23 protein-coding genes and 1 riboswitch are annotated in these 25,269 nt (G+C 56.3%); of the genes, 13 read left to right on the top strand and 10 right to left on the bottom strand.

Annotated elements, in window-relative coordinates:
- Nucleotides 1–26: 26 nt before the first annotated feature.
- Nucleotides 27–1,457 (top strand): bifunctional D-glycero-beta-D-manno-heptose-7-phosphate kinase/D-glycero-beta-D-manno-heptose 1-phosphate adenylyltransferase HldE, encoded by a 1,431-nt coding sequence (gene hldE / locus L463_RS22125; protein ID WP_015571898.1) that lies wholly within the window; start codon nucleotides 27–29, stop codon nucleotides 1,455–1,457.
- 99 nt (nucleotides 1,458–1,556) lie between these two features.
- On the opposite strand, the gene ubiK is transcribed toward hldE, so the two are convergent.
- On the bottom strand, nucleotides 1,557–1,853 hold the full coding sequence (gene ubiK / locus L463_RS22130; protein ID WP_000566823.1) for a ubiquinone biosynthesis accessory factor UbiK: 297 nt from the start codon (nucleotides 1,851–1,853) through the stop codon (nucleotides 1,557–1,559).
- A 120-nt stretch (nucleotides 1,854–1,973) separates the two neighbouring features.
- Nucleotides 1,974–2,124: riboswitch (FMN riboswitch) on the top strand.
- A gap of 105 nt (nucleotides 2,125–2,229) precedes the next feature.
- On the opposite strand from ubiK, the gene ribB reads away from it, so the two are divergent.
- Nucleotides 2,230–2,883: a 3,4-dihydroxy-2-butanone-4-phosphate synthase gene (gene ribB, locus L463_RS22135; RefSeq protein WP_015571897.1), complete on the top strand. Its 654-nt coding sequence runs from the start codon at nucleotides 2,230–2,232 to the stop codon at nucleotides 2,881–2,883.
- A gap of 44 nt (nucleotides 2,884–2,927) precedes the next feature.
- On the opposite strand, the gene L463_RS22140 is transcribed toward ribB, so the two are convergent.
- From L463_RS22140 to zupT, 5 genes are all read right to left on the bottom strand, one after another.
- Entirely contained in the window at nucleotides 2,928–3,989 is a 1,062-nt protein-coding gene (locus L463_RS22140; RefSeq protein WP_017384036.1) for a fimbrial protein, read from the bottom strand.
- On the bottom strand, nucleotides 3,973–4,734 hold the full coding sequence (locus L463_RS22145; RefSeq protein WP_023295458.1) for a fimbrial biogenesis chaperone: 762 nt from the start codon (nucleotides 4,732–4,734) through the stop codon (nucleotides 3,973–3,975). The genes L463_RS22140 and L463_RS22145 overlap by 17 nt, the downstream gene beginning before the upstream one ends.
- Nucleotides 4,735–4,743: 9 nt before the next feature.
- Nucleotides 4,744–7,188: a fimbria/pilus outer membrane usher protein gene (locus L463_RS22150; RefSeq protein WP_032103349.1), complete on the bottom strand. Its 2,445-nt coding sequence runs from the start codon at nucleotides 7,186–7,188 to the stop codon at nucleotides 4,744–4,746.
- Nucleotides 7,189–7,264: 76 nt separating this feature from the next.
- On the bottom strand, nucleotides 7,265–7,825 hold the full coding sequence (locus L463_RS22155) for a fimbrial protein (protein ID WP_015571893.1): 561 nt from the start codon (nucleotides 7,823–7,825) through the stop codon (nucleotides 7,265–7,267).
- Between the two features lie 266 nt (nucleotides 7,826–8,091).
- Complete coding sequence (zupT, locus tag L463_RS22160) at nucleotides 8,092–8,865, bottom strand: zinc transporter ZupT (protein ID WP_015571892.1); 774 nt, start codon at nucleotides 8,863–8,865, stop codon at nucleotides 8,092–8,094.
- 130 nt (nucleotides 8,866–8,995) lie between these two features.
- Here zupT and ygiD point away from each other — a divergent pair, with 130 nt between their 5' ends.
- Entirely contained in the window at nucleotides 8,996–9,784 is a 789-nt protein-coding gene (ygiD, locus tag L463_RS22165; RefSeq protein WP_017692656.1) for a 4,5-DOPA-extradiol-dioxygenase, read from the top strand.
- A gap of 82 nt (nucleotides 9,785–9,866) precedes the next feature.
- On the opposite strand, the gene L463_RS22170 is transcribed toward ygiD, so the two are convergent.
- The 3 genes from L463_RS22170 to tolC form a co-directional block, all read right to left on the bottom strand.
- Complete coding sequence (locus L463_RS22170; protein ID WP_017384039.1) at nucleotides 9,867–11,027, bottom strand: glutathionylspermidine synthase family protein; 1,161 nt, start codon at nucleotides 11,025–11,027, stop codon at nucleotides 9,867–9,869.
- 2 nt (nucleotides 11,028–11,029) lie between these two features.
- Complete coding sequence (locus L463_RS22175) at nucleotides 11,030–11,695, bottom strand: DUF1190 family protein (protein ID WP_003862522.1); 666 nt, start codon at nucleotides 11,693–11,695, stop codon at nucleotides 11,030–11,032.
- A gap of 194 nt (nucleotides 11,696–11,889) precedes the next feature.
- Nucleotides 11,890–13,368 carry an outer membrane channel protein TolC gene (gene tolC, locus L463_RS22180; RefSeq protein WP_023295455.1) on the bottom strand — a complete coding sequence of 493 codons (1,479 nt, stop codon included), beginning with the start codon at nucleotides 13,366–13,368 and terminating at the stop codon, nucleotides 11,890–11,892.
- Between the two features lie 203 nt (nucleotides 13,369–13,571).
- Between tolC and nudF the strand changes: the two genes are divergently transcribed.
- From nudF to parE, 5 genes are read left to right on the top strand one after another with little or no spacing between them, the layout of a single operon-like run.
- Nucleotides 13,572–14,204, top strand: a complete 633-nt coding sequence (nudF, locus tag L463_RS22185; RefSeq protein WP_017384042.1) for an ADP-ribose diphosphatase — start codon at nucleotides 13,572–13,574, stop codon at nucleotides 14,202–14,204.
- A complete protein-coding gene (locus L463_RS22190; RefSeq protein ID WP_003862516.1) occupies nucleotides 14,201–14,623 on the top strand; it encodes a DUF1249 family protein in 423 nt (140 codons plus the stop codon). Before nudF ends, L463_RS22190 begins: the two co-directional genes overlap by 4 nt.
- A gap of 27 nt (nucleotides 14,624–14,650) precedes the next feature.
- On the top strand, nucleotides 14,651–15,478 hold the full coding sequence (gene cpdA / locus L463_RS22195) for a 3',5'-cyclic-AMP phosphodiesterase (RefSeq protein WP_023314864.1): 828 nt from the start codon (nucleotides 14,651–14,653) through the stop codon (nucleotides 15,476–15,478).
- Nucleotides 15,478–16,059 carry an esterase YqiA gene (gene yqiA / locus L463_RS22200; RefSeq protein WP_015571888.1) on the top strand — a complete coding sequence of 194 codons (582 nt, stop codon included), beginning with the start codon at nucleotides 15,478–15,480 and terminating at the stop codon, nucleotides 16,057–16,059. Before cpdA ends, yqiA begins: the two co-directional genes overlap by 1 nt.
- A gap of 28 nt (nucleotides 16,060–16,087) precedes the next feature.
- Entirely contained in the window at nucleotides 16,088–17,980 is a 1,893-nt protein-coding gene (gene parE / locus L463_RS22205) for a DNA topoisomerase IV subunit B (protein ID WP_017384044.1), read from the top strand.
- Between the two features lie 85 nt (nucleotides 17,981–18,065).
- Here parE and L463_RS22210 read toward each other — a convergent pair whose 3' ends face one another.
- The gene (locus tag L463_RS22210; protein ID WP_032103348.1) at nucleotides 18,066–20,195 is read right to left on the bottom strand and encodes a TonB-dependent siderophore receptor; all 2,130 of its coding nucleotides are present in this window, start codon (nucleotides 20,193–20,195) and stop codon (nucleotides 18,066–18,068) included.
- Between the two features lie 384 nt (nucleotides 20,196–20,579).
- Here L463_RS22210 and L463_RS22215 point away from each other — a divergent pair, with 384 nt between their 5' ends.
- From L463_RS22215 to L463_RS22235, 5 genes are read left to right on the top strand one after another with little or no spacing between them, the layout of a single operon-like run.
- The gene (locus L463_RS22215; RefSeq protein ID WP_017384046.1) at nucleotides 20,580–21,392 is read left to right on the top strand and encodes an ABC transporter ATP-binding protein; all 813 of its coding nucleotides are present in this window, start codon (nucleotides 20,580–20,582) and stop codon (nucleotides 21,390–21,392) included.
- Nucleotides 21,389–22,372 carry a FecCD family ABC transporter permease gene (locus L463_RS22220; RefSeq protein ID WP_032103347.1) on the top strand — a complete coding sequence of 328 codons (984 nt, stop codon included), beginning with the start codon at nucleotides 21,389–21,391 and terminating at the stop codon, nucleotides 22,370–22,372. Before L463_RS22215 ends, L463_RS22220 begins: the two co-directional genes overlap by 4 nt.
- Nucleotides 22,369–23,409, top strand: coding sequence for a FecCD family ABC transporter permease (locus L463_RS22225; protein WP_032103346.1), 1,041 nt, complete (start codon nucleotides 22,369–22,371; stop codon nucleotides 23,407–23,409). The genes L463_RS22220 and L463_RS22225 overlap by 4 nt, the downstream gene beginning before the upstream one ends.
- Before the next feature lie 9 nt (nucleotides 23,410–23,418).
- Entirely contained in the window at nucleotides 23,419–24,369 is a 951-nt protein-coding gene (locus L463_RS22230; RefSeq protein ID WP_023295451.1) for an iron-siderophore ABC transporter substrate-binding protein, read from the top strand.
- Nucleotides 24,366–25,241 carry a MurR/RpiR family transcriptional regulator gene (locus tag L463_RS22235; RefSeq protein WP_015571883.1) on the top strand — a complete coding sequence of 292 codons (876 nt, stop codon included), beginning with the start codon at nucleotides 24,366–24,368 and terminating at the stop codon, nucleotides 25,239–25,241. The genes L463_RS22230 and L463_RS22235 overlap by 4 nt, the downstream gene beginning before the upstream one ends.
- Nucleotides 25,242–25,269 lie beyond the last annotated feature (28 nt).

Genomic DNA, 25,269 nt, shown 5'->3' with positions numbered 1-25,269 from the left:
AATTGTGAATCTTTCTGGAGTCAGGAATGAAAGTAACACTGCCAGAGTTTGAACGTGCTGGAGTTATGGTTGTCGGTGATGTGATGCTGGATCGCTACTGGTATGGGCCGACCAGCCGTATCTCTCCGGAAGCGCCGGTGCCGGTAGTTAAGGTCGACACCATTGAAGAGCGTCCAGGCGGCGCGGCAAACGTGGCGATGAACATAGCCTCGCTGGGCGCGCATTCGCGTCTGGTGGGCCTGACCGGCATTGACGATGCGGCGCGTGCCCTGAGTCAGTCGCTGGCGGACGTGAACGTGAAGTGCGACTTCGTTTCTGTTCCGACCCACCCAACCATCACCAAGCTTCGCGTCCTGTCGCGTAATCAGCAGCTGATCCGCCTCGATTTCGAAGAAGGATTCGAAGGCGTTGATCCTGAGCCGCTACACGAGCGTATTAGCCAGGCGCTGGGTAATATCGGCGCGCTGGTGCTGTCTGATTATGCCAAAGGCGCGCTGGCGAGCGTGCAGACCATGATCCAGCTGGCGCGTAAAGCCAGCGTACCGGTGCTGATCGATCCGAAAGGCACCGATTTCGAGCGCTATCGCGGCGCAACCCTGCTGACGCCAAACCTCTCTGAATTCGAAGCGGTGGCGGGCAAGTGCAAAACTGAAGAAGAGCTGGTTGAGCGCGGCATGAAAATCATCGCTGATTTCGAGCTGTCTGCGCTGCTGGTGACCCGTTCCGAGCAGGGCATGACGCTGCTGCAACCGGGCAAGGCGCCGCTGCATATGCCAACCCAGGCGCAGGAAGTGTACGACGTGACCGGTGCCGGTGATACGGTGATTGGCGTGCTGGCGGCGACGCTGGCGGCGGGTAACTCCCTGGAAGAAGCGTGCTACTTCGCGAACGCCGCGGCGGGCGTGGTCGTTGGTAAACTCGGGACCTCCACCGTTTCGCCAATCGAGCTGGAAAACGCGGTGCGTGGGCGTGCGGATACCGGCTTTGGCGTCATGACCGAAGACGAGCTGAAAGTGGCCGTTGCTGCCGCGCGCAAACGCGGTGAAAAAGTGGTGATGACTAACGGCGTGTTCGACATCCTGCATGCGGGTCATGTCTCGTATCTGGCGAATGCGCGTAAGCTGGGCGATCGCCTGATTGTGGCGGTCAACAGTGATGCCTCAACCAAACGTCTGAAGGGTGAAACGCGTCCGGTGAACCCGCTGGAGCAGCGCATGATCGTGCTCGGCGCGCTGGAAGCGGTGGACTGGGTGGTCTCATTTGAAGAAGACACCCCGCAGCGCCTGATTGCCGGAATTCTGCCTGACCTGCTGGTGAAGGGCGGTGATTACAAACCAGAGCAAATCGCAGGTAGCGAAGAGGTCTGGGCAAATGGTGGTGAAGTGATGGTGCTCAACTTTGAGGACGGGTGTTCAACCACCAACATCATTAAGAAGATCCAGAAAGACAGTCAGTAAAAAACGGGCCAACAGGCCCGTTTTTTTATGTCGGGTGGCGGCTGCGCCTTACCCGACCTACGCGTTCATGTAGCCGCCACCGGGCACAGCAGGCCGCACTTATGCCTGGTCATCCACCGGTGGAATAGCTGGCGCTGGCTTCACTTCTTCCGGCGCATTGCGGCTCTCCAGCTCGCTCAGACGCTGTTCCAGCAGCGCCAGTTTCTCGCGGGTGCGCAGCAGCACCTGAGTCTGCACATCAAACTCTTCGCGGCTGACTAAATCAAGGCGAACCAACTGTGCCTGCAACGTCTGGCGGATTTTCTTCTCAACGTCATCACCAAACTCACGAATACCTTTCGGCATGGACTCATGAACCTGACGCGCGATCTGCTCAATTTTCTTTGGGTCAATCATTGTCGTTTCCCTTGATGAAAAGGTGTTAGTGCCTATTGTAGCGCGTCATGCCGTGGGTTAAACAAAATTGTTTGAAGCTTATGCATTGCCCAGGGTAATCAATAGCGTTATAGTTATCTCGCTTATTCTCAGGGCGGGGCGAAATTCCCCACCGGCGGTAAATCAGCTTAACGCTGAAAGCCCGCGAGCGCTTTGGGTGAATTCTCAAAGGTCAGCAGATCCGGTGTAATTCCGGGGCCGACGGTTAGAGTCCGGATGGGAGAGAGTAACGATCCAGTCGGGCATGGCCCGCTCACGTTATTTTTTTGCCGCTAGTACGGCGCTCCTAAGACTGCCCTGATTCTGGTAACCATAAAGTTAATGAGGTTTTTTTACCATGAATCAGACGCTACTTTCCTCTTTTGGCACTTCAACTCAACGTGTTGAACATGCACTGGATGCACTGCGCGAAGGCCGCGGTGTGATGGTGCTTGATGATGAAAACCGTGAAAACGAAGGCGACATGATTTTTGCCGCCGAGAACATGACCGTTGAGCAGATGGCGCTGACCATCCGTCACGGTAGCGGCATCGTATGCCTGTGCATCACCGAAGACCGTCGCAAGCAGCTTGATCTGCCGATGATGGTTGAAAACAACACCAGCGCCTTTGGTACCGGCTTCACCGTGACCATTGAAGCAGCGCATGGCGTAACCACCGGTGTGTCGGCGGCTGACCGCCTGACTACCGTGCGTGCAGCGATTGCTGATGGTGCGAAACCATCCGATCTGCACCGCCCTGGTCACGTCTTCCCGCTGCGCGCGCAGCCGGGCGGCGTGCTGACCCGTGGTGGTCATACCGAAGCGACCATCGATCTGGTGACGCTGGCTGGCTTCAAACCCGCAGGCGTGCTGTGCGAACTGACCAACGATGATGGCACCATGGCGCGCGCGCCGGAGTGCATCACCTTTGCGCGTCTGCACAATATGCCAGTGGTGACGATTGAAGATCTGGTTGAGTACCGCCGCGCGCACGAGCGCAAAGCCAGCTGAACATGCTGATGTGAAAAAGCCGGGGAAACCCGGCTTTGTTGTTTCTAGTGGTAGTTAATTTTGAACAGTACCACGGTTTCAAACGGCCCGGACTGAATCGCTTTCCCTTCCTCCCGTGAAAGTTCAGCCGTGTAGTTTTGCTCAACATTCATCTTATCGCCCGTAAAATCGGCGTACTCCTTGTACTGGTTAAAGGTGTAAGGCTCCGTTCCGTTAAGAATACGCAGCTTTAACCCATTCCCTATCAGTACTGCGGTGTCGTCTGCGCTAAGCGTTTCGGTTGTGTAAAACGACGAGTCCATCTTAAATCCGTCCGAGCACTGGGCATCCTGCACTTTGGTGGTTCGTATTGAAAACGTGCGCATACGCGTCTGCTGATTCACAATGTCGCGCGCGCTGAAGGCGCCGAAGTCGATCTCCTGATTTTCAGGGAAAATGCTAAACGTCGCTCCACAATCAAGCACCGTAATGTTTTGCAGTCCGTTGATGTGATACTTGAGGTTCTTCGCGTCGGCCATCTGATTAACGCCACCCTTACCGTCAAACTGCACAACGATGTAATCGCTGAGCGAACTGATATAACCATGTGGCGGCATAGCCTTAATTCGCACGAAAAGTCGTAATCGGGCGACGAACGTGCGTGAAATATGGATATCATCCGGATTGCCGGAGCAGATGCGATTCTCCCAACCCATCTGGCGGATTTGATCCGCGGTGTAAATGGTGATGTTATCGTTGTCCAGGCACTGGCGGGTATCCACGCCGTTGGGCTGGCCCGTGGCATCGTAATCTATGCCTTCATAGGTGACGCCCAGTTCATAATAGGGATCGGTTGCGGCAGGATAAGGGTTCACCCATGCAAAGACATCTTCCGGCTCAAAATTGCTCGTGACGTTGTTATCACACGTCACCGGAATTTTAATGTCATCAGACTCCCATATTTTTTGACCAACCTGAGCGTTGCTGGGTATCGCAAAAGGGGTGATCGTTTTTGTCTCCTCGACGGGGCCGCCAGATCCACCCAGATAGCAGTTAAGCGCCAGCGCATCTTTCAAAGGCAGCGCTGAAAGCAGCAGTGTAAACAGGAAACTAGCGAGCTTTTGCATCTTTATCGATTTTCCGTTCGGTAAGTTTACATAGCGCCGTTCCGGTGCACTGCACGTCGACTTTTTTTAGGGCGCCGTAATCGTCGATATAGCCGATGCTGTAATAACTACCGTGGTAATCACCGGTAGAGGCGGTTGCCGTGGCGAAAGGCGCAATCATCAGACTGTCAAAACCCGGCAGCATGGTTTTGGCATTTTTGCTCAGCCACGCCAGCGTGATGTAGTACGGCGTAGGGTTGTGGACCGTGAGTCCTTTCGCGCTGGCGGTAATTTCCATGCGCATTTCAGCCAGTTCGCCGGATTTTTTGCTAATCGCTTCCGGACGCCAGAACAGCTTGATTCGGCTCTGCATGGCAACCTGCATCACGCTGCGCTCCTCGCTGGCGCTGATGCTTTTTGGCGGTACTTCACGCAGGTTGAAATAAAACAGCGATTCCCTGTCTTTTGGCAACTGGCGGGTGGCGGCTTGTTTAACAATTCTTACCTGCGACGAGGCGCCCGCTTCGATACGTTGAATGGGGGGAAGCGCCATAAAGTGCGCATCTTCTTTATGCCCCTTTTCATCTTCAATCCAGGAGAGCGCCAGATAAGGCAGCGCCTTGCTCTGGTTGTCCACTTTCAGGCTGCTGGCCTTGTCGCTTTCTGGAAAAACAATGCGCGTGCGGTCCAGATTAATGGCCGCATGGGTGGTAAATGCTGTGCTGATTAGCATCAGGCACAGGCTTTTAATCGGCGTTAATTTCATGATGATTTCTTACTGACACGGCAGTATCAACTGCATACTGTTTTCTAAGTGAGAAGGTAACGAGAAGCGACACTGTTGGTTGTCGCCCCATGTCACGCGAAACTGCTGTTCTGGCTCAACGGCGCCGAGCCAGACGTGGCCTTCATCGGCCACCATCCCAACCTGCAAATCGTTTGCTTCCAGGCGAACAATCGCCCCGAGCGGTGGCGTTCCTGATGACATCCGCAGAACACCTGCCACGTCCCGACCTGCACGCGTGGCAATCTGACGAAAACCAATGGCCCCCTCAGTCCAGGTTGAGGTCACGACGCGGTTGTCCACGTCCACGCCATCCGGAAGGTTGTTCATATTGATCTGCACGCTGGAGGGGGAATAGCTGGAGAATGACGGTAAAACGCCGATGCCAAAACGGTTGGTCTCATCTCGCGACATGTTCAGCGGGATATTGCCTACCCCGTCGGTGCTGACCATTACGCGGGGTTCATTACCGTAGCTGCGCCGGTGCAGCGCGGCGCCTTTCACCGTTGAGGTGAAGGAACCGCTCCAGCTTGCGCTGAGGGAGTTATATTCGTCAGCTTTATAGCTGCCGGAGAGATTAAGATCGCCGTACGCAGAATAATGCTGATAATTCCCGCTGAACTGCGCCCCGGAGTCTGGCTTCCCGCTCTCCGCGCCCGCGGAAACGCCCCAGGTGTTATTGCGATCCGACGTGTCGTACCACGACACGTTATGGCTCAGCGTGTCGCGGTTACGCAGGTCATAGTTAAGTCGATGATCGGGATCGAGCGGTACGCTGAGCGAGAGATAGAACTGAGTATCGTCACTTTCGTCTTTCTCATCGTAATGCGTTTTACTCCAGGACAGGGTTACGCCAAGGTTCTTCCAGCGGCCCATATCAAAGTTGTAGCCCGCCGTGATACTGCCGGTCGTGGAGGGTGAATCATTCCACCATGTCTGACGCAGCATATTGACGTACAGGTTCAGGGATAACGCCGAAATGTACTGGCTTGCCGTCACGCTCAGGGTTTGTTTTTCCGACTGGCGGTCACCGTCGTCATAATCAAGGTAGCGGGCGTAGCTCAAAAACTGTGGATCTGAGTAGCGGTAGCTGGCGAGCGTAAGCTGACTGCCGGTGGTATCGAAACGCTTGCTGTAGTTAATGCGATAGCTGTAACCCGTCTGGCTGCGCTGGTGTGGCAGCTGGCTGGTGGCCTGCGTGACGTCAAAAGAGAGCGCCCCCAGCCAGGCCATATTCTGGCCGATTCCGGCAGCGACGGAACGATAGCGGTCGCCATCGGCCAGCGTACCGCCATACAGGGAGGTGTGCGACAGCATGCCCCAGGAAAATTCGCCGCTCATGAAGGCGTTATCTTCAACGTCATGGGAGGCGCCCTGGCGCGCTTTACCCGCCGCGAGCTTGTAGCGCACCTGACCCTTGCGCGTTAAAAATGGTACGGATTCGGCCGAGACCTGGAAGGTGCTGACGCGTCCATCCTCTTCCGTGACTTTGACGTCCAGCGTGCCCTGAACCGACTGGTTAAGATCCTGAATAACAAAAGGACCTGGCGGCACTTTACTCTGGTAAATCACGCGATTGGCAAGGCTTACGGTTACCGTGGCGTTGGTTTGCGCTATCCCGGTAATCTGCGGGGCATAGCCGCGCAGCGACCATGGCAGCATACGTTCATCGCTGATTAGCGATGCGCCGGTGTAGGTAAAGGCGTCAAAAATTGCGGACTGGAAATCCGTTTCACCCAACGTCAGTTTCGCACCGATCGAGGGCAGAGGGCGGAACATATACACGCGTGAAAAACGTCCATTATGCTCCGAGCCTGCGTCAGTATGGCTTTGCGTGTACTGGTAATCGCTGCGTAGCCGCCACGCGCCCATGTTCGCGCCGGCGGTGCCATAGGTATTGGCGTTGTCATTGTTGCTGCCGCTATTGGGCTGATAATGGCTGGCAAAAAGATTGTAATCCAGCAGTACGCCCGGCACGCCGATGTCCCAGGTGGATGGCGGCATCCAGTCAACCGCACGGTATTGCAGCCACGCCTGGGGGATGGTCACTTTCAGGGTCTGGCTGCCTTGCTCAAAAGTAAATCGGATGTCGGGTCTGGCGGAGAAATCAACGCATCCCTCTTTCTCAGGCAAAGCGTGGCGAACGTCATCCTGCAACGCAAAGGTATCGACCAGCTCGGGGGGAATACAGACCTGAACGGCGTTATTTATTTCTCGCCAGCGAAGCTGCCAGCCATTTGCCAGCGGAATATCATTGACGGCAACCGTAACGAAATAGCTTCCCGGCGTAACCGATATTTGATCTTTAAACAGTGATAAATCGACGCTGCCGCGCTGATCTTTATCGATGGCGTTTATATTAAACTCGGTGGCAGAGGCAACTTTCGTCATTAACAGGGACGCAATGATGATTATCCATTGTAATTTGTATGTCATCATCCTGTTACTCGAGTAAATAGAGAGTGCCGACCGGTATGAATTACCAGTCGGCTGGTGCCGTGACGTAACAGAATTATTTGTACATCAGGACGTAGTTAGCCGTGGCTTCAACCTGGCCTGCCGTCGCAGTTTTACCTGTAGGGACTTCCATAACCGCTTTGAAATGCAGCGTCTGGGTGGTTGAACCCGCCAGCAACTCAACCTCGTTGGCCTCTCCCAGCGTGATAGCAGACTCCGCGTTATCCAGCAGACGCACCCCCACGTTTTGCGCACCGCTTGCATAGGTGTTGCTCATCAGGCTGGTATCCGCCGCGTCTGTCGCTGCGCTGGTAAAGGTCACATCCACTTTGGTAATTGGCGTGTCGGTCTCGTCTGCCGGATCGTCAAGCTGGCAGTTTTCCAGATTGATATCGACCGGTACCGGGGTAGATTTTTTGTTGGCGTTGATAACAGCCGTGGTCACTTCACCCAGATCGACTTCTTTATCAACGCTGTCTGGTGCGATACTGCACGGTGCGTCAATAACAATACCTTTGAATGTGATTTTTCCTGAGCCTTGATCATCTGCAAAAGCAGCACCCGATACAATGACTGCCATAGCCGTCGCTAACAGTAGTTTTTTACCCATATACATGAAAATATCCTTTTTCAGAGTGATTCATAATGTGAATATTAATTTCAGAATACTCGCGAAGTATACGAATTGGGGTGGGGAGACGCGATTAACATGACTTAAATATATTTTTAGATGGTTTTAATTAATATTTGCAGGCTATCTTAAGAGGCGTGGTTTTTCGGGATTTTAACAGGACTATATTTTTCAGGTTATTATAGGTGAAATATATAGGATTGTTTTTTTGAATAATATATAGCCTCCGTATAAAACGGAGGCATAAATTCTTAGCCAATACCGGCCGTTTGCAGCAGTACCAGACTCATCCCCATCACTGACATTCCACACAGTACGCCGTAGCTGGGGTTATTGTTGGGATCGATCTCTTTCGCCAGCGGCATCAGCTCATCGACAGAGAGCGCGACCATAATCCCGGCCACGGCAGCCATAATCGCAGCCATCACAATCGGGGAGACGAGGCTACCGAGGATCAGCCACGCCAGCACGCCGCCGAGAATTTCAGCCATCCCGGAGATACCCGCCCAAAAGACAGCCGTACGTTTTGAACCCGTGGCGGCATAAACGGGCCCGGCAACGGCAAGTCCTTCAGGAATATTGTGCAAAGCCACGGCCAGCGCCACACCAAAACCCATTTCCAGGTTGCTGCTGGCCGTGACATAGGTGGCGATACCTTCCGGAAAGTTATGCAGGCTGATACCCAGCGTCAGCAGAATGGCCGTGCGTTTGATATTGCCCGGGATGGGGGTAACGCTTTTTTGCATTAAATCCTGCGGGTGCGCGTGAGGAAGAATACGGTCAAGCGCAAAATAACCCAGCAGTCCAATGATAAACATGCCATAGCCCAGAACAGGCGACATACCTTCGGTGTGAAGCGCGGCGGGCAGCATCTCCATCAGCGAGATAAGCAGCATGATCCCGGCGGCGAAACCCAGCGAGAAGGCCAGAAGGCGATTAGAGGGTTTTTGCCCGAGTACCCCGAGGAACGCACCGATAAAGGTTGCGGCGCCCGCGAGTAAGGTCAAAATCAACGGTACTGACATGCATTCTCCTTAAGCGATATCTGACATTCAAATTTCCTGATGATGATCTTCACGGTTATCTGCGTTCATCTTCACCTGAATGCGCGTAATGTAGGCCCATCACATTGCCACCTCCTCTAAGGATATCACCATGTCTTCTTCTCGTATGCCAGCACTGTTTTTAGGCCATGGCAGCCCAATGAACGTCCTGGAAGATAACGTCTATACCCGCGCCTGGCGTCAACTGGGTGAGACGTTACCGCGTCCGAAGGCAATTGTGGTGGTCTCTGCGCACTGGTTTACCCGGGGTACCGGTGTGACGGCCATGGAAGCGCCAAAAACGATTCATGATTTTGGCGGCTTTCCGCAGGCGCTGTATGACACGCATTATCCTGCTCCGGGCTCCCCCGAGCTGGCGCAGCGGCTCGTTGATCTGCTCGCCCCTGTTCCGGTTGCGCTGGACAAAGAAGCCTGGGGCTTTGACCACGGCTCATGGGGGGTGTTGATCAAAATGTATCCGGATGCCGATATCCCGATGGTGCAACTGAGTATCGACAGCACCAAACCGGCTGCCTGGCACATGGAGATGGGGCGTAAGCTGGCTTCGCTTCGTGATGAGGGCATCATGCTGATTGCCAGTGGCAACGTGGTACACAATCTGCGTACGGTACGCTGGCACGGTGAAAATACGCCGTACCCCTGGGCAACAGCCTTTAATGACTATGTAAAAGACAACCTGACCTGGCAAGGGCCGGCCGAACGACACCCTTTGGTGAACTATCTGGATCACGACGGCGGTTCGCTCTCTAACCCGACGCCGGAACACTTCTTGCCATTGCTGTATGTACTAGGCGCGTGGGATGGTCAGGAGGTTATTACAATCCCGGTCGACGGTATTGAGATGGGGAGCTTGAGTATGCTGTCGGTGCAGGTGGGGTAAAAACATGTCGGGTGGCGGCTTCGCCTTACCCGACCTACATATTGAGCGTAGGCCCGGTAAGCGTAGCGCCACCGGGCAAGTCTTACTCGACGAAAATATGCGGGTAGAAACGCGACAGATCCTGCGTAATCAGCGCGCGATCTTCGCGAATGCCAATCCCGGCAGGCTGATCGTTAATAAGCCAGCTGCCGATCAACGTATAGCTGTCGCCAAACTTCGGCAGTTGATAAAACGCCTGGACGATCATCCCTTCTTCACCGTACGGCCCTTCAACCGCTTCCAGCGTTTTACCGTTTTCGATAATCGAGACGTTTGCCCCTTCACGGGAGAAGATTGGCTTAACGACGTATTTCTCCATCGGTGGGAAATCATCTTCAGCAAAGTAAGCAGGCAGCAGGTTCGGGTGATTCGGGAACATCTCCCACAGCATCGGCAGCAGGGCTTTATTGGAGATAATGCTCTTCCAGGCCGGTTCCAGCCAGCGCACGCCGGCGTCTTCCAGTTTGGTAGAGAACATTTCCCGCAGCATGTATTCCCACGGATAGAGCTTGAACAGGTTGCTGATGACCTGATCCTGCATGTCCGTAAACTGACCTTTTTCACCTAAACCGATATCTTCGATATAGAGGAATTCCGTCGCCACTTCCGCTTCGGCTGCGCAGTCCTGCAAATACTGAACCGTACCGCGATCTTCTTCGGTATCGCGGCAGCAGGCGAGGTGCAACAGGTTGAAACCGTGCTGTTCACGCAGTTCGACGAAACGCTCAATCAGCTTTTCCTGAAGGCTGTTGAACTGGTCGCTGCCTTCGGGCAAGTTTCCGGCATTCGCCTGATCTTCCAGCCAGATCCACTGGAAGAACGCGGCTTCGTACAGAGAGGTTGGTGTATCCGCGTTGTTTTCTAAAAGCTTCGGTTCACCCACGCCATCCCATGCCAGATCGAGGCGAGAGTAGAGCGAAGGCTGGTTCGTTTTCCAGGACTGACGAACAAAACTCCAGGTGTGCTTCGGAATGCGGAATTTGGTCATCAGCTCATCGCTGTCGATGACTTTTTCTACTACCTTCAGGCACATCTGGTGCAGCTCTGCGGTTACCTCTTCAAGCTTTTCGACCTGAGCGAGCGTGAGCTTATAGTAAGCATCTTCACACCAGTACGGCTCGCCGTACATGGTGTGAAAGTTGAAACCGTATTCGGTGGCTTTTTCGCGCCAGTCCGGGCGCTCAACAATACTGACTCGTTCCATGATCAGCCGCCCATTGAGCGAGTTGAGGAGCCGGTCGCACTACGCTGCATGGTGGTTTGTTTGGCAACAGACTCACCAAAGCCGCCACGGGTAATGGTGCTGGTGGTGGCTGGTTTCGGCGCCATTGCGGTTTTCGGTACGGTCATCGTACGGCCTGGCGTTGCAGCACCGTAACCCTTGCCGGTGGCATCGGTGTATTTACCGTAGGCCGGGCTGTTCGGGTTTTTGGAGCTAAACAGCGGCTGCTGCTGGTAGCCCGCACCGCCGCTCATCAAACGGCCCATCATATAACCCGCCATCAGCGGCATCCAGAAGCTGCCGCTGGACTGTGCCTGCGCCTGGTTTTCCGGTGCCATACCCGCCTGAGCAGGTGCCTGCTGGCACTGGCCTTCACCGAATTCGGCTACACAGTCTTCGCGAGAGGCATATTTCGGCGCGGTACGTTCCGCTTCTTTGAGGGCGTTGTTATAGGCCGTCGTACACTCAGCGGCTTTACCGGTTGCGCTCGCGCAGTCGTCGGCGTTTTGATACAGCGAAACCGTTTCGTCGTTTTGCTCACAGCCTGCCAGCATAAAGACGGCGGTGACCGCCAGCGCGACAGGTGTCAGGTGGCGTGCGTTCCAGCTTTTGCGGAACGACGCGTGATTCATCGTTTTTGTCCGTTTCATATTTGTCTTCCAGGACCCAGTGGTAATAACGCTCAGGATAGAGGATGAGTGGTTGAAAATGAAGCGAAGAGGGGCGAAATGCGGGGGATCTTTACGTTGGCTTACGTTCAGGTGTGATTTTGCGCCGGGTGGCGCTGTGCTTACCCGGCCTACGGTTAAGTAGGCCCGATAAGCTCAGCGCCATCGGGCAAGGCTTAATGACGGAACGGATTCGTACCGCTGCTGGCAGGTGCGGTGCTACGCGCTGCCGCTGGCTGCGCAAGCGGGGCGCTGCTGTTAGGGGTTAAATTATCAACGGCGGCATCCTGCTGTGGATTTTCCGGCGCGACGCTGTCAGGCGACGTAGGGACCGGTTTGCCCAGCGTGCTGTTCAGCATTTGCAGATCCTGCTCGTTCAGCGTACCCAGCGCCTGCTTGATGTTCAGCTGGTTAATCAGATACTGATAACGTGCGCTGGAGAGCTGCTGTTTCGCGTTATACAGCGTGGTCGTTGCGTCTAACACGTCCACGATGGTACGCGTACCTACGGAGTAACCCGCTTCGTTCGCATCCAGTGAGCTCTGGGCAGAGACGACGGCCTGTTTATAGGCGTTGATGCTGCTGATAGAGGCATTTACGTTGTTGTAGGAAGAACGCACGGTCTGCACCACGTTGCGGTGTGCGCTTTCCAGCTGCTCGCTGGCACCCACAAAGTTGTACTGCGCCTGTTTAACCTGAGAGTTAACCATCCCGCCCTGGTACAGCGGCAGAGAGAAGCTCAGACCCACTTTGTTCTGGCCAACGTTGCTGTCGTCATAGGCCTGAGAGGTCGTTTTAGACCCGCTGTAGCTGGTGTCCGATACGCCGGTAGAGGCGCTCAGGCTCAGAGTTGGCAGGTGACCATCCTGTGCAAGACGGATCTGCTCGCGCGCCAGATCCTGGCTCAGGCGTGCCTGCAACAAGGTCAGGTTGCGGTTTTCCGCTTCTTTCAGCAGGGCGTTAACCGCCTGCGGTTTGTCCGTTTTGAAACTGTCCACGTTCAGAGAGGCCAGCTCAGGATAGTAGTTACCGGTGACCTGACGCAGTGCTTCCAGGGCGTTGTCGAGGTTGTTACGTGCGGTCACTTCGTTAGCCAGTACGGTATCGTACTGTGAACGGGCGTTCTGCACGTCAGTAATGGCGACCAGGCCCACGTTAAAACGCTGGGTGGTTTGATCTAACTGACGGTAAACCGCCTGTTTCTGCGCTTCGGTGTAGGAGAGGGCGTCAATCGCGCTCAGAACCTGGAAATAGGCGGTCGCGGTATTCAGGATCAGCGTCTGCTGATCGGTTTGATAGGTGACATCCTGAATGCCGGCGCTCTTTTCCTGCAAGCTCAGTTCCCGCCATTTGGACATGTCGAACAGGGTTTGTGTAAGCTGTAAAGAGGCGCTGGTGGCATTCGAATCGATGCCATTGTTATCGCGAAAACCGTTAGTGTAGGTATAATCTGCACCTAAGCCTAACTGCGGCAGCAGTGGACTACGTGCTTCGTTAATCTTTTCAAACGCAGCATCACGATCGGCCGCTGATTTACGTAAATCAGGGTTGCCCAGACGTGCCTGCTGGTAGACCTGTAACAGGTTTTCTGCCTGGCTCATTGCACTGAAGCCCGTCAGGCTCAGGCCGATAAGGATGGGGAGCAATTTCTTCATTTGCATTCCTTGTTGTGAAGCAGTATTAGCGCTGATCTAATTAAAAATAATTGCCGATTCTAACAGAATCATCCACACCAAAAGGTTGGCGTAACGTGCCATCTGGCGGTAATTTGCTCCAATCTACCATATAGCCATACAAACGGCAGCCAAACAGCCTTGAAATTCACAATTTCATCACCATTGCTACCAGGACTCGACCGATGCAAAAACCAGAAAACGTGCCTGTCACCTTCGCCAAAAACGATGTAGAAATTATTGCACGAGAAACGCTTTATAGCGGTTTTTTTTCAATGGAACTTTACCGTTTCAGGCATCGTCTGTTTAACGGTGAGATGAGCGGTGAAATCAAACGCGAAATTTTTGAGCGCGGGCATGCGGCTGTGTTGCTACCCTATGACCCAGTGCGTGATGAAGTGGTGCTGGTCGAACAGGTGCGTATTGCGGCTTATGATACCAGCGATACGCCGTGGTTGCTGGAGATGGTGGCCGGGATGATCGAAGAAGGTGAGTCGGTCGAAGACGTCGCTCGCCGTGAGGCGCTGGAAGAGGCGGGCCTGGCGATCGGCCGGACGAAACCGGTGTTGAGCTACCTGGCAAGCCCGGGTGGGACAACGGAACGTTCATCTATTATGGTGGGCGAAGTGGACGCCAAGACAGCGGAAGGGATCCACGGTCTGGCAGATGAAAACGAAGATATTCGGGTTCATGTGGTGAGTCGGGAGCAGGCTTACCAGTGGGTAGAAGAGGGGAAAATCGACAACGCAGCGTCTGTCATCGCCCTGCAATGGCTACAGCTGCATTATCAGACATTACGACACGAGTGGAAAAAATGAAGCGTTATACACCTGACTTCCCAGAAATGATGCGCCTGTGCGAAACCAATTTCGCCCAGCTGCGCCGCCTGCTGCCGCGAAACGACGCGCCCGGCGAAACGGTGAGCTATCAGGTGAGCAACGCGCAGTATCGGTTAACGATAACAGAATCAACGCGCTACACTACGCTGGTGGAGATTGAGCAAACGGCGCCGAGCATCAGCTACTGGAGCCTGCCGTCGATGACGGTACGTCTTTATCATGACGCGATGGTCGCTGAAGTGTGTTCAAGCCAGCAGATCTTTCGCTTTAAAGCGCGGTATGATTACCCGAATAAAAAGTTGCATCAACGCGACGAAAAGCATCAAATTAACCAGTTTTTAGCCGACTGGCTAAGATATTGTTTAGCACATGGAGCAATGGCGATTCCGGTTTGTTAGCGTCATAAACCTACCTAAGGACACCATTTGGAAAGCCTGTTGAACCTGACTGTTGCTGGTGGGGCGCCAGTCAGGATATTACAAATCACCGACACCCACCTTTTTGCCGAAAAGCATGAGACGCTTCTGGGCGTGAACACCTGGGAGAGTTATCAGGCGGTTCTTGACGCGATCCATGCTGAAAAGCGGCCATGCGATCTGATCGTCGCGACGGGCGATCTGGCGCAGGATCAATCCTCCGCAGCCTATCAGCATTTTGCTGAAGGGATTGCGAGCTTTAGCGTGCCTTGCGTCTGGCTACCGGGCAATCACGATTTTCAACCCGCTATGTACAGTTCGCTTCAGGATGCGGGGATTTCACCGGCAAAATGTGTCTTTGCGGGGGACCAGTGGCAAATTCTGCTCCTCGACAGTCAGGTGTTTGGCGTTCCGCACGGTGAGTTGAGCGACTATCAGCTTGACTGGCTGGAGACAAAACTGGCCGCCGAACCGAATCGCAATACGCTGCTGTTGCTGCATCATCACCCGCTGCCGGCGGGCTGTAGCTGGCTCGATCAGCACAGCTTACGCAACTCTGCGGCGCTGGACGGCGTACTGGCGAAATTTCCGCGCGTGAAAAATTTGCTGTGCGGGCACATTCACCAGGAACAGGATCTCGACTGGAATGGTCGCCGCCTGCTCGCGACGCCCTCTACCTGCGTGCAGTTTAAGCCGCACTGCGCCAACTTTACGCTGGATACCATCGCACCGGGCTGGCGTTGGCTGGAGCTGCATGCCGATGGCTCGCTGACCACCGAAGTTTGCCGTCTGGCTGGGGCTCAATTCCGCCCGGATACCGCTTCGGAAGGCTATTGATGTCGACGCTTCTCTATCTGCATGGGTTTAACAGCTCACCGCGATCGGCGAAAGCGACGCAGCTTCGCCAGTGGCTGAGCGCGAATCATCCTCACGTGGAGATGATTATTCCGCAGTTGCCCCCTTATCCGGCGGATGCGGCAGAGATGCTGGAATCAATCGTGCTTGAACACGGCGGCGAATCGTTTGGCGTTGTCGGGTCGTCGCTCGGCGGCTACTACGCCACCTGGCTGTCGCAGTGCTTTATGTTACCCGCTGTCGTCGTCAACCCGGCGGTCCGGCCATTTGAGCTGTTAAGGGACTTTCTTGGCGAAAACGAGAACCCCTACACCGGCCAACAATATGTGCTAGAGTCACGCCATATTTACGATCTCAAAGTTATGCAGGTCGACCCGCTTGAAGCGCCCGATCTTATCTGGCTGCTGCAACAGACGGGAGATGAAGTGCTGGATTACCGCCAGGCAGTGGCGTATTACGCATCCTGCCGCCAGACTGTAGAAGAGGGCGGTAACCATGCTTTCACGGGCTTTGAAGATCATTTCACCCAGATTGTCGATTTTCTTGGACTGCACAGCCACTGACAATCAATGCGAATTGCTAGCTTAAATCATGACGCAAACCTACAACGCTGATGCCATTGAGGTACTCACCGGGCTTGAGCCGGTTCGCCGCCGCCCGGGGATGTACACCGATACGACGCGCCCAAACCACCTGGGCCAGGAAGTAATTGATAACAGTGTGGACGAAGCGCTGGCAGGCCATGCCAGACGCGTGGACGTTATCCTGCACGCCGATCAGTCGCTGGAAGTTATCGACGACGGCCGCGGCATGCCGGTAGATATCCATCCGGAAGAGGGTGTTCCCGCCGTTGAGCTGATCCTCTGTCGTCTGCACGCGGGCGGTAAGTTCTCCAACAAAAACTACCAGTTCTCCGGCGGCTTGCACGGCGTGGGGATCTCCGTGGTTAACGCCCTGTCAAAGCGCGTGGAAGTGAACGTTCGTCGCGATGGCCAGGTGTATAACATCGCGTTTGAAAACGGCGAAAAAGTGCAGGATTTGCAGGTCGTCGGGACGTGCGGTAAACGCAACACCGGCACCAGCGTCCATTTCTGGCCTGACGAAAGCTTCTTCGACAGCCCACGCTTTTCCGTTTCTCGCCTGACGCACCTGCTGAAAGCCAAAGCGGTGCTGTGCCCGGGCGTGGAAATCACCTTTAAAGATCACGTAAACAACACCGAACAGAGCTGGCGCTACGAAAAGGGTCTGAACGACTACCTGTGCGAAGCGGTTAACGGCCTGCCGACCCTGCCGGAAAAACCGTTCGTCGGGAATTTCGAAGGTGACACCGAAGCGGTGGACTGGGCGCTGCTGTGGCTGCCGGAAGGCGGTGAGCTGCTGACGGAAAGCTACGTCAACCTGATCCCAACGCTGCTCGGCGGGACGCACGTCAACGGCCTGCGTCAGGGGCTGCTGGATGCGATGCGCGAGTTCTGCGAATACCGCAACATTCTGCCGCGCGGCGTGAAGCTTTCCGCAGAAGATATCTGGGACCGCTGCGCCTACGTGCTCTCCGTGAAGATGCAGGATCCGCAGTTTGCCGGTCAGACTAAAGAGCGCCTGTCGTCACGCCAGTGTGCGGCGTTCGTCTCCGGCGTGGTGAAAGATGCGTTTACCCTGTGGCTGAACCAGAACGTTCAGGCCGCAGAAATGCTGGCTGAAATGGCCATCTCCAGCGCCCAGCGTCGCCTGCGCGCGGCGAAGAAAGTGGTGCGTAAAAAGCTGACCAGTGGCCCCGCGCTGCCGGGCAAGCTGGCGGACTGTACCGCCCAGGATCTCAACCGCACCGAGCTGTTCCTGGTGGAAGGGGACTCGGCAGGCGGATCGGCCAAGCAGGCGCGCGATCGTGAATATCAGGCGATCATGCCGCTCAAGGGTAAGATCCTCAACACCTGGGAGGTCTCGTCTGATGAAGTGCTGGCCTCGCAGGAAGTACACGACATCTCCGTGGCGATCGGCATCGATCCGGACAGCGACGATCTGAGCCAGCTGCGCTACGGCAAGATCTGTATCCTCGCGGATGCGGACTCCGATGGTCTGCACATCGCCACGCTGCTCTGTGCGCTGTTCGTGAAGCACTTCCGCACGCTGGTGAAAAACGGTCACGTCCACGTGGCGCTGCCGCCGCTGTACCGTATCGACCTTGGCAAAGAAGTCTACTATGCGCTGACGGAAGAAGAGAAAGCGGGCGTGCTGGAGCAGCTCAAACGCAAGAAGGGCAAACCGAACGTTCAGCGCTTTAAAGGGCTGGGCGAGATGAACCCGATGCAGCTGCGTGAAACCACGCTGGATCCGAACACCCGCCGTCTGGTGCAGCTGACCATCAGCGATGAAGACGAACAGCAAACCAACGCCGTGATGGACATGCTGCTGGCCAAGAAACGTTCTGAAGACCGACGTAACTGGCTACAGGAGAAAGGCGATATGGCGGATATAGAGGCCTGATGTCCCCTCACCCTAACCCTCTCCCACAGGGAGAGGGTTAGGATCGTAGGCCCGGTAAGCGTTAGCGCCACCGGGCTTTTTTACGTCAAAACTCCATCTTCACCGTAAACTGCACTTCACGCGGGTCGCCAATCTGGTTGCCCAGGTTGTTGGTCGCAATCGACGACGTGTAGTAGGTCTTATCGAACAGATTCTTCACGTTCACCTGTAGCGTCACCGGATATTGCAGCTTCATTTTGTACGCCGCAAATGCATCCGCCACGAAATAGCCCGGCAGATAATAATCCGCACCGTTAGTCGCTGAGCGGCGGCTTACGCCGTGCCCGCCGCCGCCAATTGTCAGCGTATTCCCGGCAAACGCATTGTGAATATCGTACGTCAGGAACAGGGAGCCGGTATGGCGCGGTACGTTCGACAGCGGTTTGCCCGCGTAGTCCGGGTCTTCCAGCACCTTCGCATCGGTATAGCCGTAGCTGGCGATAATGTTGGTGTTCTCGGTCAGCGATCCGGCGAGATCCACTTCGACACCCTGCGAGCGCACGCGGCCCGCGGTTTTGGCGACGGTTTCATCACCGACGCTCTCGGTGTACAGCACGTTGCGCTTGTGGATATCAAACAGCGCGATGTTGGCGGTAATGCCGTCGAACAGGTCGAATTTAGCGCCTATTTCATACGCGTTCGACGTTTCCGGCGGCAGGTCGCCGATGTAGCTCGCAATGGACGACTGCGGCATAAACGTCTGGGAATAGTTGGCAAACAGGGAGACTGCCGGCGTGAGCTTGTATACCAGGCCCAGCTTCGGCGTCCACTGGTCGTCGCGGCTGTCGGTGTTGACGTTAAACGGACGGCCTTTGCCCGCGTACTGGGTGTAATACTGGTAGCGCAGTCCGGCAACGGCGATCCATTTATCGGTCAGGTACAGCGCGTCCTGCGCGTAGGCGGAGTAGCTCTCCTGCTTGATGGTTTGATCGCTGTCGGCTGCCGAGACGGTGGTGCACTTGCCGAGGCTGCCGTAGCTCGGGTTGTAAATATTGAAATCCTTAACGTTCTTACAACGGATCATGTCCGTGCGCAGCAGATCGTAATTCTCATACGACACGCCGGTCAGGATCTCATTGTAAAAGCCCGCGATGTCCACGTTCCCCTGCAAATCTGCCCGCGTTGTGTGCATACGCTGGGTCGAACCCTGGGTCGCATCCACGCGGCGGGTCAGGTTGCCGGTTTTTGAATCGTAGGCCATCACGCGAGCCTGGTTATCGCTGTACTTATCCTGGCTGTAGCTGTAGTCGAACTTCGCGGTCCACTGGCTGTTGAGCCGATACTCCGCGTTAAGCTGAGCGAGGTCGGACTGACCGTCGGTCACGTTAAATGGCTCATCAAAGCGGGTTTTGCGATCGACGTCGACGGCCTTTTTGGTGTTGAGATCGAAGATCGTTCCGCGATCGAACGGCGTTTTATAGTCGCGATGCGAATAGAGCACGGTCACGGTGGCATCATCGCCGAACCAGGTCAAAGACGGGGCGATAAAGGTGCTGCGTTCGGTGCCGAAATTACGCCAGTAATCCTCGTCCTGATACTCCCCCGTCAGGCGATAGGCCAGACGCGTACCTTCAATTGGACCGGTGACGTCAAACTGTCCGCTACCGCCGCCAAAGCTGGTTGATGTGGCAGAAATCGAGCCGCCGAAGGTTTTCTCCGGGCGTTTGGTCACCACGTTAATCAGGCCGCCGGGGTCGAGAATACCGTAAAGGGTCGAGGCCGGGCCTTTTAGCACCTCCACGCGCTCGGTTGCGGCATTGAAGCTGCGCGGCAGCACGGTGCGCAGGCCGTTGGTCATGATCGAGCCATCGCGGTTTGCGCCGAAGCCACGGCGCACGAAGGCATCCTGCGTGCCGCCCAGGGTGTTGGTCTGCACCACGTTGCTGACGTTATACAGCGCCTCGTCTAGCGTGGTCGCGTTTTGGTCTTCCAGCACTTTATCGCTGACGGTATTGACCACCTGCGGGATGTCCAGCATCGGCATGTTGGTCAGCGTGGCGGTGGAGGTGTTCAGGGGCTGATAGCCGCTGGTGGCGTCGGTGGAAGCGTAAGGATCGGCAGTGACGGTAAGCGTCTCACCGTCTTTTGCTGCTGCGTGCACCAGAGGCGCCATGAACAGGAGTGAAAAGAGCGCGCGCCCTTTTACCCCGGCGAATGAAGGTGTGAACTTAGCCATTACATCTGTTTTCCCAAAATATCCTGCGATGAAATGCTCGCGGAAGAATGTGTGAGTCATTGCCCTTACGCTCTGTCCGTTAGCCTCTACGGCATCGGACTTGTAATTGAGAATCATTCAAGCATGAGGGCATGTAGTAGTAAATGGAATAAATAAAAATTTCGCTACAGAGGTTTCTCTCTGGCTAACACGCTTCGCTTTCTTCTTTAAGCTATTGAAAATAATTAATAAAAATGAATTTTGATTTGTGCGGTGACGCTCAATTATCCCTGGGATTTACAGGGTATATCTTCGCTTGACTACTACATGGAGCGGCGGCAAACTCACAAAAGAGAATGAGTTTTATTTTTATTTGTTGGTTTTTTTTCTTACGTTGGCGTTCACGTGGCTCACTACATCAAAAAGCCGGGACTGGTTCTTGAGAACCTCTCCGCGGGTTACCAGAAAAAAATCATCGTTGATGATATCTCCCTTGCGATCCCCCAGCAGAAAATGACTGTTCTGGTGGGCGCAAACGGCTGCGGAAAATCGACGCTGTTAAGTACCCTCGCACGGCTGCTTCAGCCGCTCGGCGGCAGCGCGGTGCTGGACGGCAAAGCCATCCACTCGCAACCAACCAAAGCGGTCGCCCGCCAGCTCGGGATCCTGCCGCAGTCTCCGCTGCTTCCAGAAGGGTTAACCGTATTTGAGCTGGTCTCGCGCGGACGTTTCCCCTGGCAGAACGTGATGCGCCAGTGGAGCGAGGAAGACGAGCGGGCCGTGGAAGAGGCGTTACGCCTGACCGGAACGGCAGAGTTTGCCCATCATCTGGTTGAAAGCCTGTCCGGCGGCCAGCGCCAGCGCTGCTGGATCGCTATGGTGCTGGCGCAGCAAACGCCCTATATCCTGCTGGATGAACCCACGACGTACCTCGATCTTCGCTACCAGGTGGAGATCCTCGAACTACTGCACACGCTGACGCGCCGGCACGGGCGCACCGTGGTGGTGGTTCTGCACGATCTCAACTTCGCCGTGAATTACGGTGATTCGCTGGTCTTTTTACGTCAGGGAAAGGTTGAGGGGGTACTGCATGAGGGCGACGCCTGCACGCCGGAGCTGATCAAAGCGGTGTTTGACGTCGACGTGCATATGTCGGTTAACCCGCTGACCGGCAAGCCGTTCTTTATGCCGTTCCGTCAGGCTGACGACAAACCATGATGCGCACATCTGTGGCCTTTATTCTCTTTACGCTGCTGCTTCTGGCAGGCGCGATTGCGCACCTGAGCATCGGGGCGCGCGTTATCGCCCCCCGGACGGTAGTAGACGCATTTTTCCACTTCGACCCGCGCAATTTTGAGCATAGCGTGATCGTCAGGCTGCGCTTGATGCGGCTGTGCGCCGCCCTGGTGGCGGGCGCGGCGCTCGGCGTCGCGGGCGTGCTGCTGCAATCAGTGATCCGCAACCCGCTCGGCGAGCCGCATATCCTGGGGCTGAATGCAGGGGCGGCGCTGGCGGTGGTGCTGACGAGTGCCCTCGGGCTGTCGCTGCCGTTTGGCCGCCCTCTGATAGCCGCAGCTGGCGCCGCCGCGCTCTTTTTGCTGGTGCTAACGTTCTCCTCATCCGGGCGTACCGGTCTCACGCCGATGAAGGTCACGCTGTGCGGCGTGGCAATGTCGGCATTTGCCTCATCGATAACCGCCACGGTGTTGATTCTGGATGAACAGACGCTGCTGGCCGTGCGGACCTGGCTTGCGGGGGATGTGGCGGGAGTCATCGGCGAGACGATCGCTAGCGCCGCGGGGGCCGCTGCCGTGGGTTTTGCGCTGGCGCTCTGGCTGTCGCCGTCGCTGAACATGCTGGCGCTGGGCGAGAGAATGGCGCAGGGGCTTGGCGTGTCGCTGCTGAAAACGCGCCTGCTCGCGCTGCTGGCCATCGCCCTGCTGTGCGGCGCGGCGGTTTCAGTTGCCGGACCGATCGGGTTTATCGGACTCGTGGTGCCGCAGCTGATTCGCCGTCTGGTATCGGTGGACCTGCGCGTGATGGTGCCGCTTTCAGCCCTCTGCGGGGCGCTGGTTCTGCTGATGGCGGATATCGCCGCCCGTACGCTGTTTACGCCGTATGAGCTGGCAACCGGCGTGATGACTGCGCTGGTCGGCGCGCCGGTCTTTATCCTTATGGCGTCAAGGATGTTCAAATGAACCGGGCTGGATTGAGGGCAGTACGATTTTTCTCCTTCTCGGCGCTGGTTCGCCCGAGGGCGCTGCTGTATCTGGCCGTATTATCGCTTGCCGCTCTCCTGCTGCTAAGTTTTGGCCTGACGCACGGTTCGCTGCCCATTCCTGCTTCCGCCATCGGACGTGCGCTGTTTTATCCTGAACGTCTGACGGCGGATGCGCATTACATTGTGATGGATATCCGCCTGCCGCGCCTGCTGATGGCGGTGCTGTGCGGCGCGATGCTCGGCATGGCGGGGGCGGCCATGCAGTCCATTACCCGCAACGGCCTTGCTGACCCCGGTCTTATCGGCGTGAAAGAGGGCTGTAGCGCGGCGGTGCTGCTGCTGATTTTTCAGTTTCCGGGATTGGGGCCGTACTGGCGTCCACTTATCGGCATGGCCGGTGGGCTGCTGACCGCGCTGCTGGTAGTGGCGCTGGCGCGTGATATCTCGCGCCCGCGATTCATCCTGATCGGCATCGGCGTGTCATGGGTGTTTTCCGCCGCGATGGGGGTCTTTATGACGACCGCCGACGTGCGCGACGTCCAGACGGCGATGCTGTGGCTGGCGGGGAGCCTGCATGCAGCAAGCTGGACGCTGGTCAGCATCGCTGCTGCCTGGACAGTGCCGGCGTTTGCGCTGCTGCTCTTTACCGCACGCGCCGCAGACGTAGCCTTGCTCGGCAACCACACTGCGACGGGGCTGGGCGTGCGGACTTCACGCCTCGCTCTGCTGCGCGTGTTTGCCCCCGTGGTGCTCACCGCGGCCTGCGTCTCCTGCGTGGGGAGTATCGGCTTTGTCGGGCTGATTGCCCCGCACATGGCGCGCCTGCTGCTGCGCGGAGGGCAAACGGCACTGCTGACGGGAAGTGCCGTACTGGGCGCGCTGCTGGTGCTGCTGGCGGATAACGTCGGGCGGCTGGCATTTCTCCCGTTGCAGCTGCCGGCGGGAATTGTCATTTCACTGATTGGCGGACCGTTTTTCCTGCTGCTGCTCTGGCAGCGTCGGGATCGATTTTAGGGGATAAAAATGCGCGTATTTTTTGCAATGCTGGTGCTGGTGGGTTTTGCTGTAGGAGCCGCAGAGCCAACGCAGACGTTTACTGACGACCTGAACCGCAACGTGGTGGTGCCGGTTAACCCGAAGCGGATTGTGTCCCTGCACGACCTGGATATCACCATTCCGCTGATCGAGCTTGGCGTACCGCCGGTTGCCAGCCATGGCCGCACCCGACCGGACGGCAGCCATTTTCTGCGTTCCAGCGGTATGCTGACGGGCATCGATTTTGATAATTCCGACATCACATTCATCGGCACCGCGGATATCGATATTGAAGCCATCGCCGCGGCGAAGCCGGATCTTATCATCACCGAGCCGACCCGCAACACGCCGGTCGAGCAGCTGGAAAAAATTGCCCCGACGGTGAGTATCGATCACCTCGACGGCGGTGCGCCGGAGATCTACCGCAAGCTGGCGCAGCTTACCGGGACAGAGGCGCGGCTGAAGATTCTGGAGCGTCGCTATCAGGAGCAGATCGAGGCGCTAAAGGCGACCATCGATACGAGCAAACTGACCGTCTCGGTGATTCAGGCCAATCAGGGCAAAATCAACGCCATGCACAGCTACCACTCGCTTGGGCGCGTGCTGCGCGACGCAGGGTTCAGGTTCCCGCCGCTGATTGAGAGCATCCCGGAGGGCGGGCGCATCGACGTCAGCGCCGAGCGCCTGCCGGAGCTGGATGCTGATTTTGTCTTTGCCACCTGGCGCGGGGACACCGGCGGAAAACCGCAGGACGAGCTGGCGGCGATGGATGCGGTGATGCCGGGCTGGTGTCAGTTTCTCAACGCCTGCCGAACCGGGCATTACGTGCTCATCTCCCGCGAGGAAGCGATCTCAAATTCATTTGCCTCGCTGGGGCTGATGGCCGCGCAGGTGCAGTCGCAGATAGTGGGCCGTCCGCTGCCGGAGGCCGCACGATGATCCGAAAAATTGATGTCTACGGCGACCGCCTCCGCTCGCGGGCGCACCAGCTGACGCCGCGTCTGCTGCAGGTGGCGAGCTATATCAATGAAAATCGTGAAGCGGTTATGGAGCAGACGGCAATGGAGATTGCCGCTGTGCTACACACCTCGGACGCCACCGTGGTGCGTGCCATTCAGGCGCTTGGGTTTGGCGGGCTGCGGGATCTCAAGCAGACCCTGGAGCAGTGGTTTGGCCCGGTGGTCACCTCCAGCGAGAAGATGTCCACCACGGTAAACACGCTTACCAGCGACGTCGACGCGAGCATCGATTTTGTGCTGGAAGGCCATCAGCACACCTGCGCGGTGTTGTCCGAACCGGGCAACCGCTACGCGATGGCGCAGGCCGTGTCACTGCTTGCGCAGGCGAGACAGGTCGCTATTTTTGGCATTGGCGCATCCGGCATTCTGGCTGAGTACACCTCGCGACTGTTTAGCCGTATAGGTCTGCCTGCGATCCCGCTCAACCGCACCGGTATTGGCCTCGCCGAACAGCTGATTGCCCTACAGCGCGGTGACGTGCTGGTAATGATGGCGCAAAAATCCGCGCACCGGGAGGGGCAGACCACGCTGCGCGAAGCGAAGCGCCTGGGTATTCCCACCATTTTGCTGACCAACGCCACGGACTCGCGCTTTAGCAAAGAGGCAAGCGTAGTGATCCACGTCCCGCGCGGCGGCGAGAAGGGCAAAATCCCGCTGCACGGCACGGTGCTGCTGTGCCTGGAGATGATTATTCTGTCCGTCGCCTCCACTGAGCCGCAGCGCACCATCAAGTCGATGAAGCGCATCAACGAGTTACACCGCGGATTAAAGCCGGGGAAGAAGAGCGGTTGATCTTCCCCCTCTCCCCGTGGGAGAGGGC

The sequence above is a fragment of the Enterobacter sp. BIDMC 27 genome, from assembly GCF_000534415.1.
GTDB lineage: Bacteria > Pseudomonadota > Gammaproteobacteria > Enterobacterales > Enterobacteriaceae > Enterobacter > Enterobacter hormaechei_C.
The sequence above is the reverse complement of the archived record's forward strand: the minus strand, read 5'-3'. Positions and strand labels throughout refer to the sequence as shown.

Bases quoted from the DNA above. Each gene is read 5' to 3' on its own strand.
- L463_RS22220 (WP_032103347.1), top strand. From the start codon at position 21,389: ATGATGCGCACATCTGTGGCCTTTATTCTCTTTACGCTGCTGCTTCTG.
- ubiK (WP_000566823.1), bottom strand. From the start codon at position 1,853: ATGATTGACCCAAAGAAAATTGAGCAGATCGCGCGTCAGGTTCATGAG.
- ygiD (WP_017692656.1), top strand. From the start codon at position 8,996: ATGTCTTCTTCTCGTATGCCAGCACTGTTTTTAGGCCATGGCAGCCCA.
- yqiA (WP_015571888.1), top strand. From the start codon at position 15,478: ATGTCGACGCTTCTCTATCTGCATGGGTTTAACAGCTCACCGCGATCG.
- zupT (WP_015571892.1), bottom strand. From the start codon at position 8,865: ATGTCAGTACCGTTGATTTTGACCTTACTCGCGGGCGCCGCAACCTTT.
- L463_RS22190 (WP_003862516.1), top strand. From the start codon at position 14,201: ATGAAGCGTTATACACCTGACTTCCCAGAAATGATGCGCCTGTGCGAA.
- L463_RS22210 (WP_032103348.1), bottom strand. From the start codon at position 20,195: ATGGCTAAGTTCACACCTTCATTCGCCGGGGTAAAAGGGCGCGCGCTC.
- L463_RS22175 (WP_003862522.1), bottom strand. From the start codon at position 11,695: ATGAAACGGACAAAAACGATGAATCACGCGTCGTTCCGCAAAAGCTGG.
- ribB (WP_015571897.1), top strand. From the start codon at position 2,230: ATGAATCAGACGCTACTTTCCTCTTTTGGCACTTCAACTCAACGTGTT.
- L463_RS22230 (WP_023295451.1), top strand. From the start codon at position 23,419: ATGCGCGTATTTTTTGCAATGCTGGTGCTGGTGGGTTTTGCTGTAGGA.
- L463_RS22170 (WP_017384039.1), bottom strand. From the start codon at position 11,027: ATGGAACGAGTCAGTATTGTTGAGCGCCCGGACTGGCGCGAAAAAGCC.
- L463_RS22235 (WP_015571883.1), top strand. From the start codon at position 24,366: ATGATCCGAAAAATTGATGTCTACGGCGACCGCCTCCGCTCGCGGGCG.
- tolC (WP_023295455.1), bottom strand. From the start codon at position 13,368: ATGAAGAAATTGCTCCCCATCCTTATCGGCCTGAGCCTGACGGGCTTC.
- parE (WP_017384044.1), top strand. From the start codon at position 16,088: ATGACGCAAACCTACAACGCTGATGCCATTGAGGTACTCACCGGGCTT.
- L463_RS22145 (WP_023295458.1), bottom strand. From the start codon at position 4,734: ATGAAATTAACGCCGATTAAAAGCCTGTGCCTGATGCTAATCAGCACA.
- L463_RS22150 (WP_032103349.1), bottom strand. From the start codon at position 7,188: ATGACATACAAATTACAATGGATAATCATCATTGCGTCCCTGTTAATG.
- nudF (WP_017384042.1), top strand. From the start codon at position 13,572: ATGCAAAAACCAGAAAACGTGCCTGTCACCTTCGCCAAAAACGATGTA.
- L463_RS22140 (WP_017384036.1), bottom strand. From the start codon at position 3,989: ATGCAAAAGCTCGCTAGTTTCCTGTTTACACTGCTGCTTTCAGCGCTG.
- hldE (WP_015571898.1), top strand. From the start codon at position 27: ATGAAAGTAACACTGCCAGAGTTTGAACGTGCTGGAGTTATGGTTGTC.
- L463_RS22155 (WP_015571893.1), bottom strand. From the start codon at position 7,825: ATGTATATGGGTAAAAAACTACTGTTAGCGACGGCTATGGCAGTCATT.
- L463_RS22225 (WP_032103346.1), top strand. From the start codon at position 22,369: ATGAACCGGGCTGGATTGAGGGCAGTACGATTTTTCTCCTTCTCGGCG.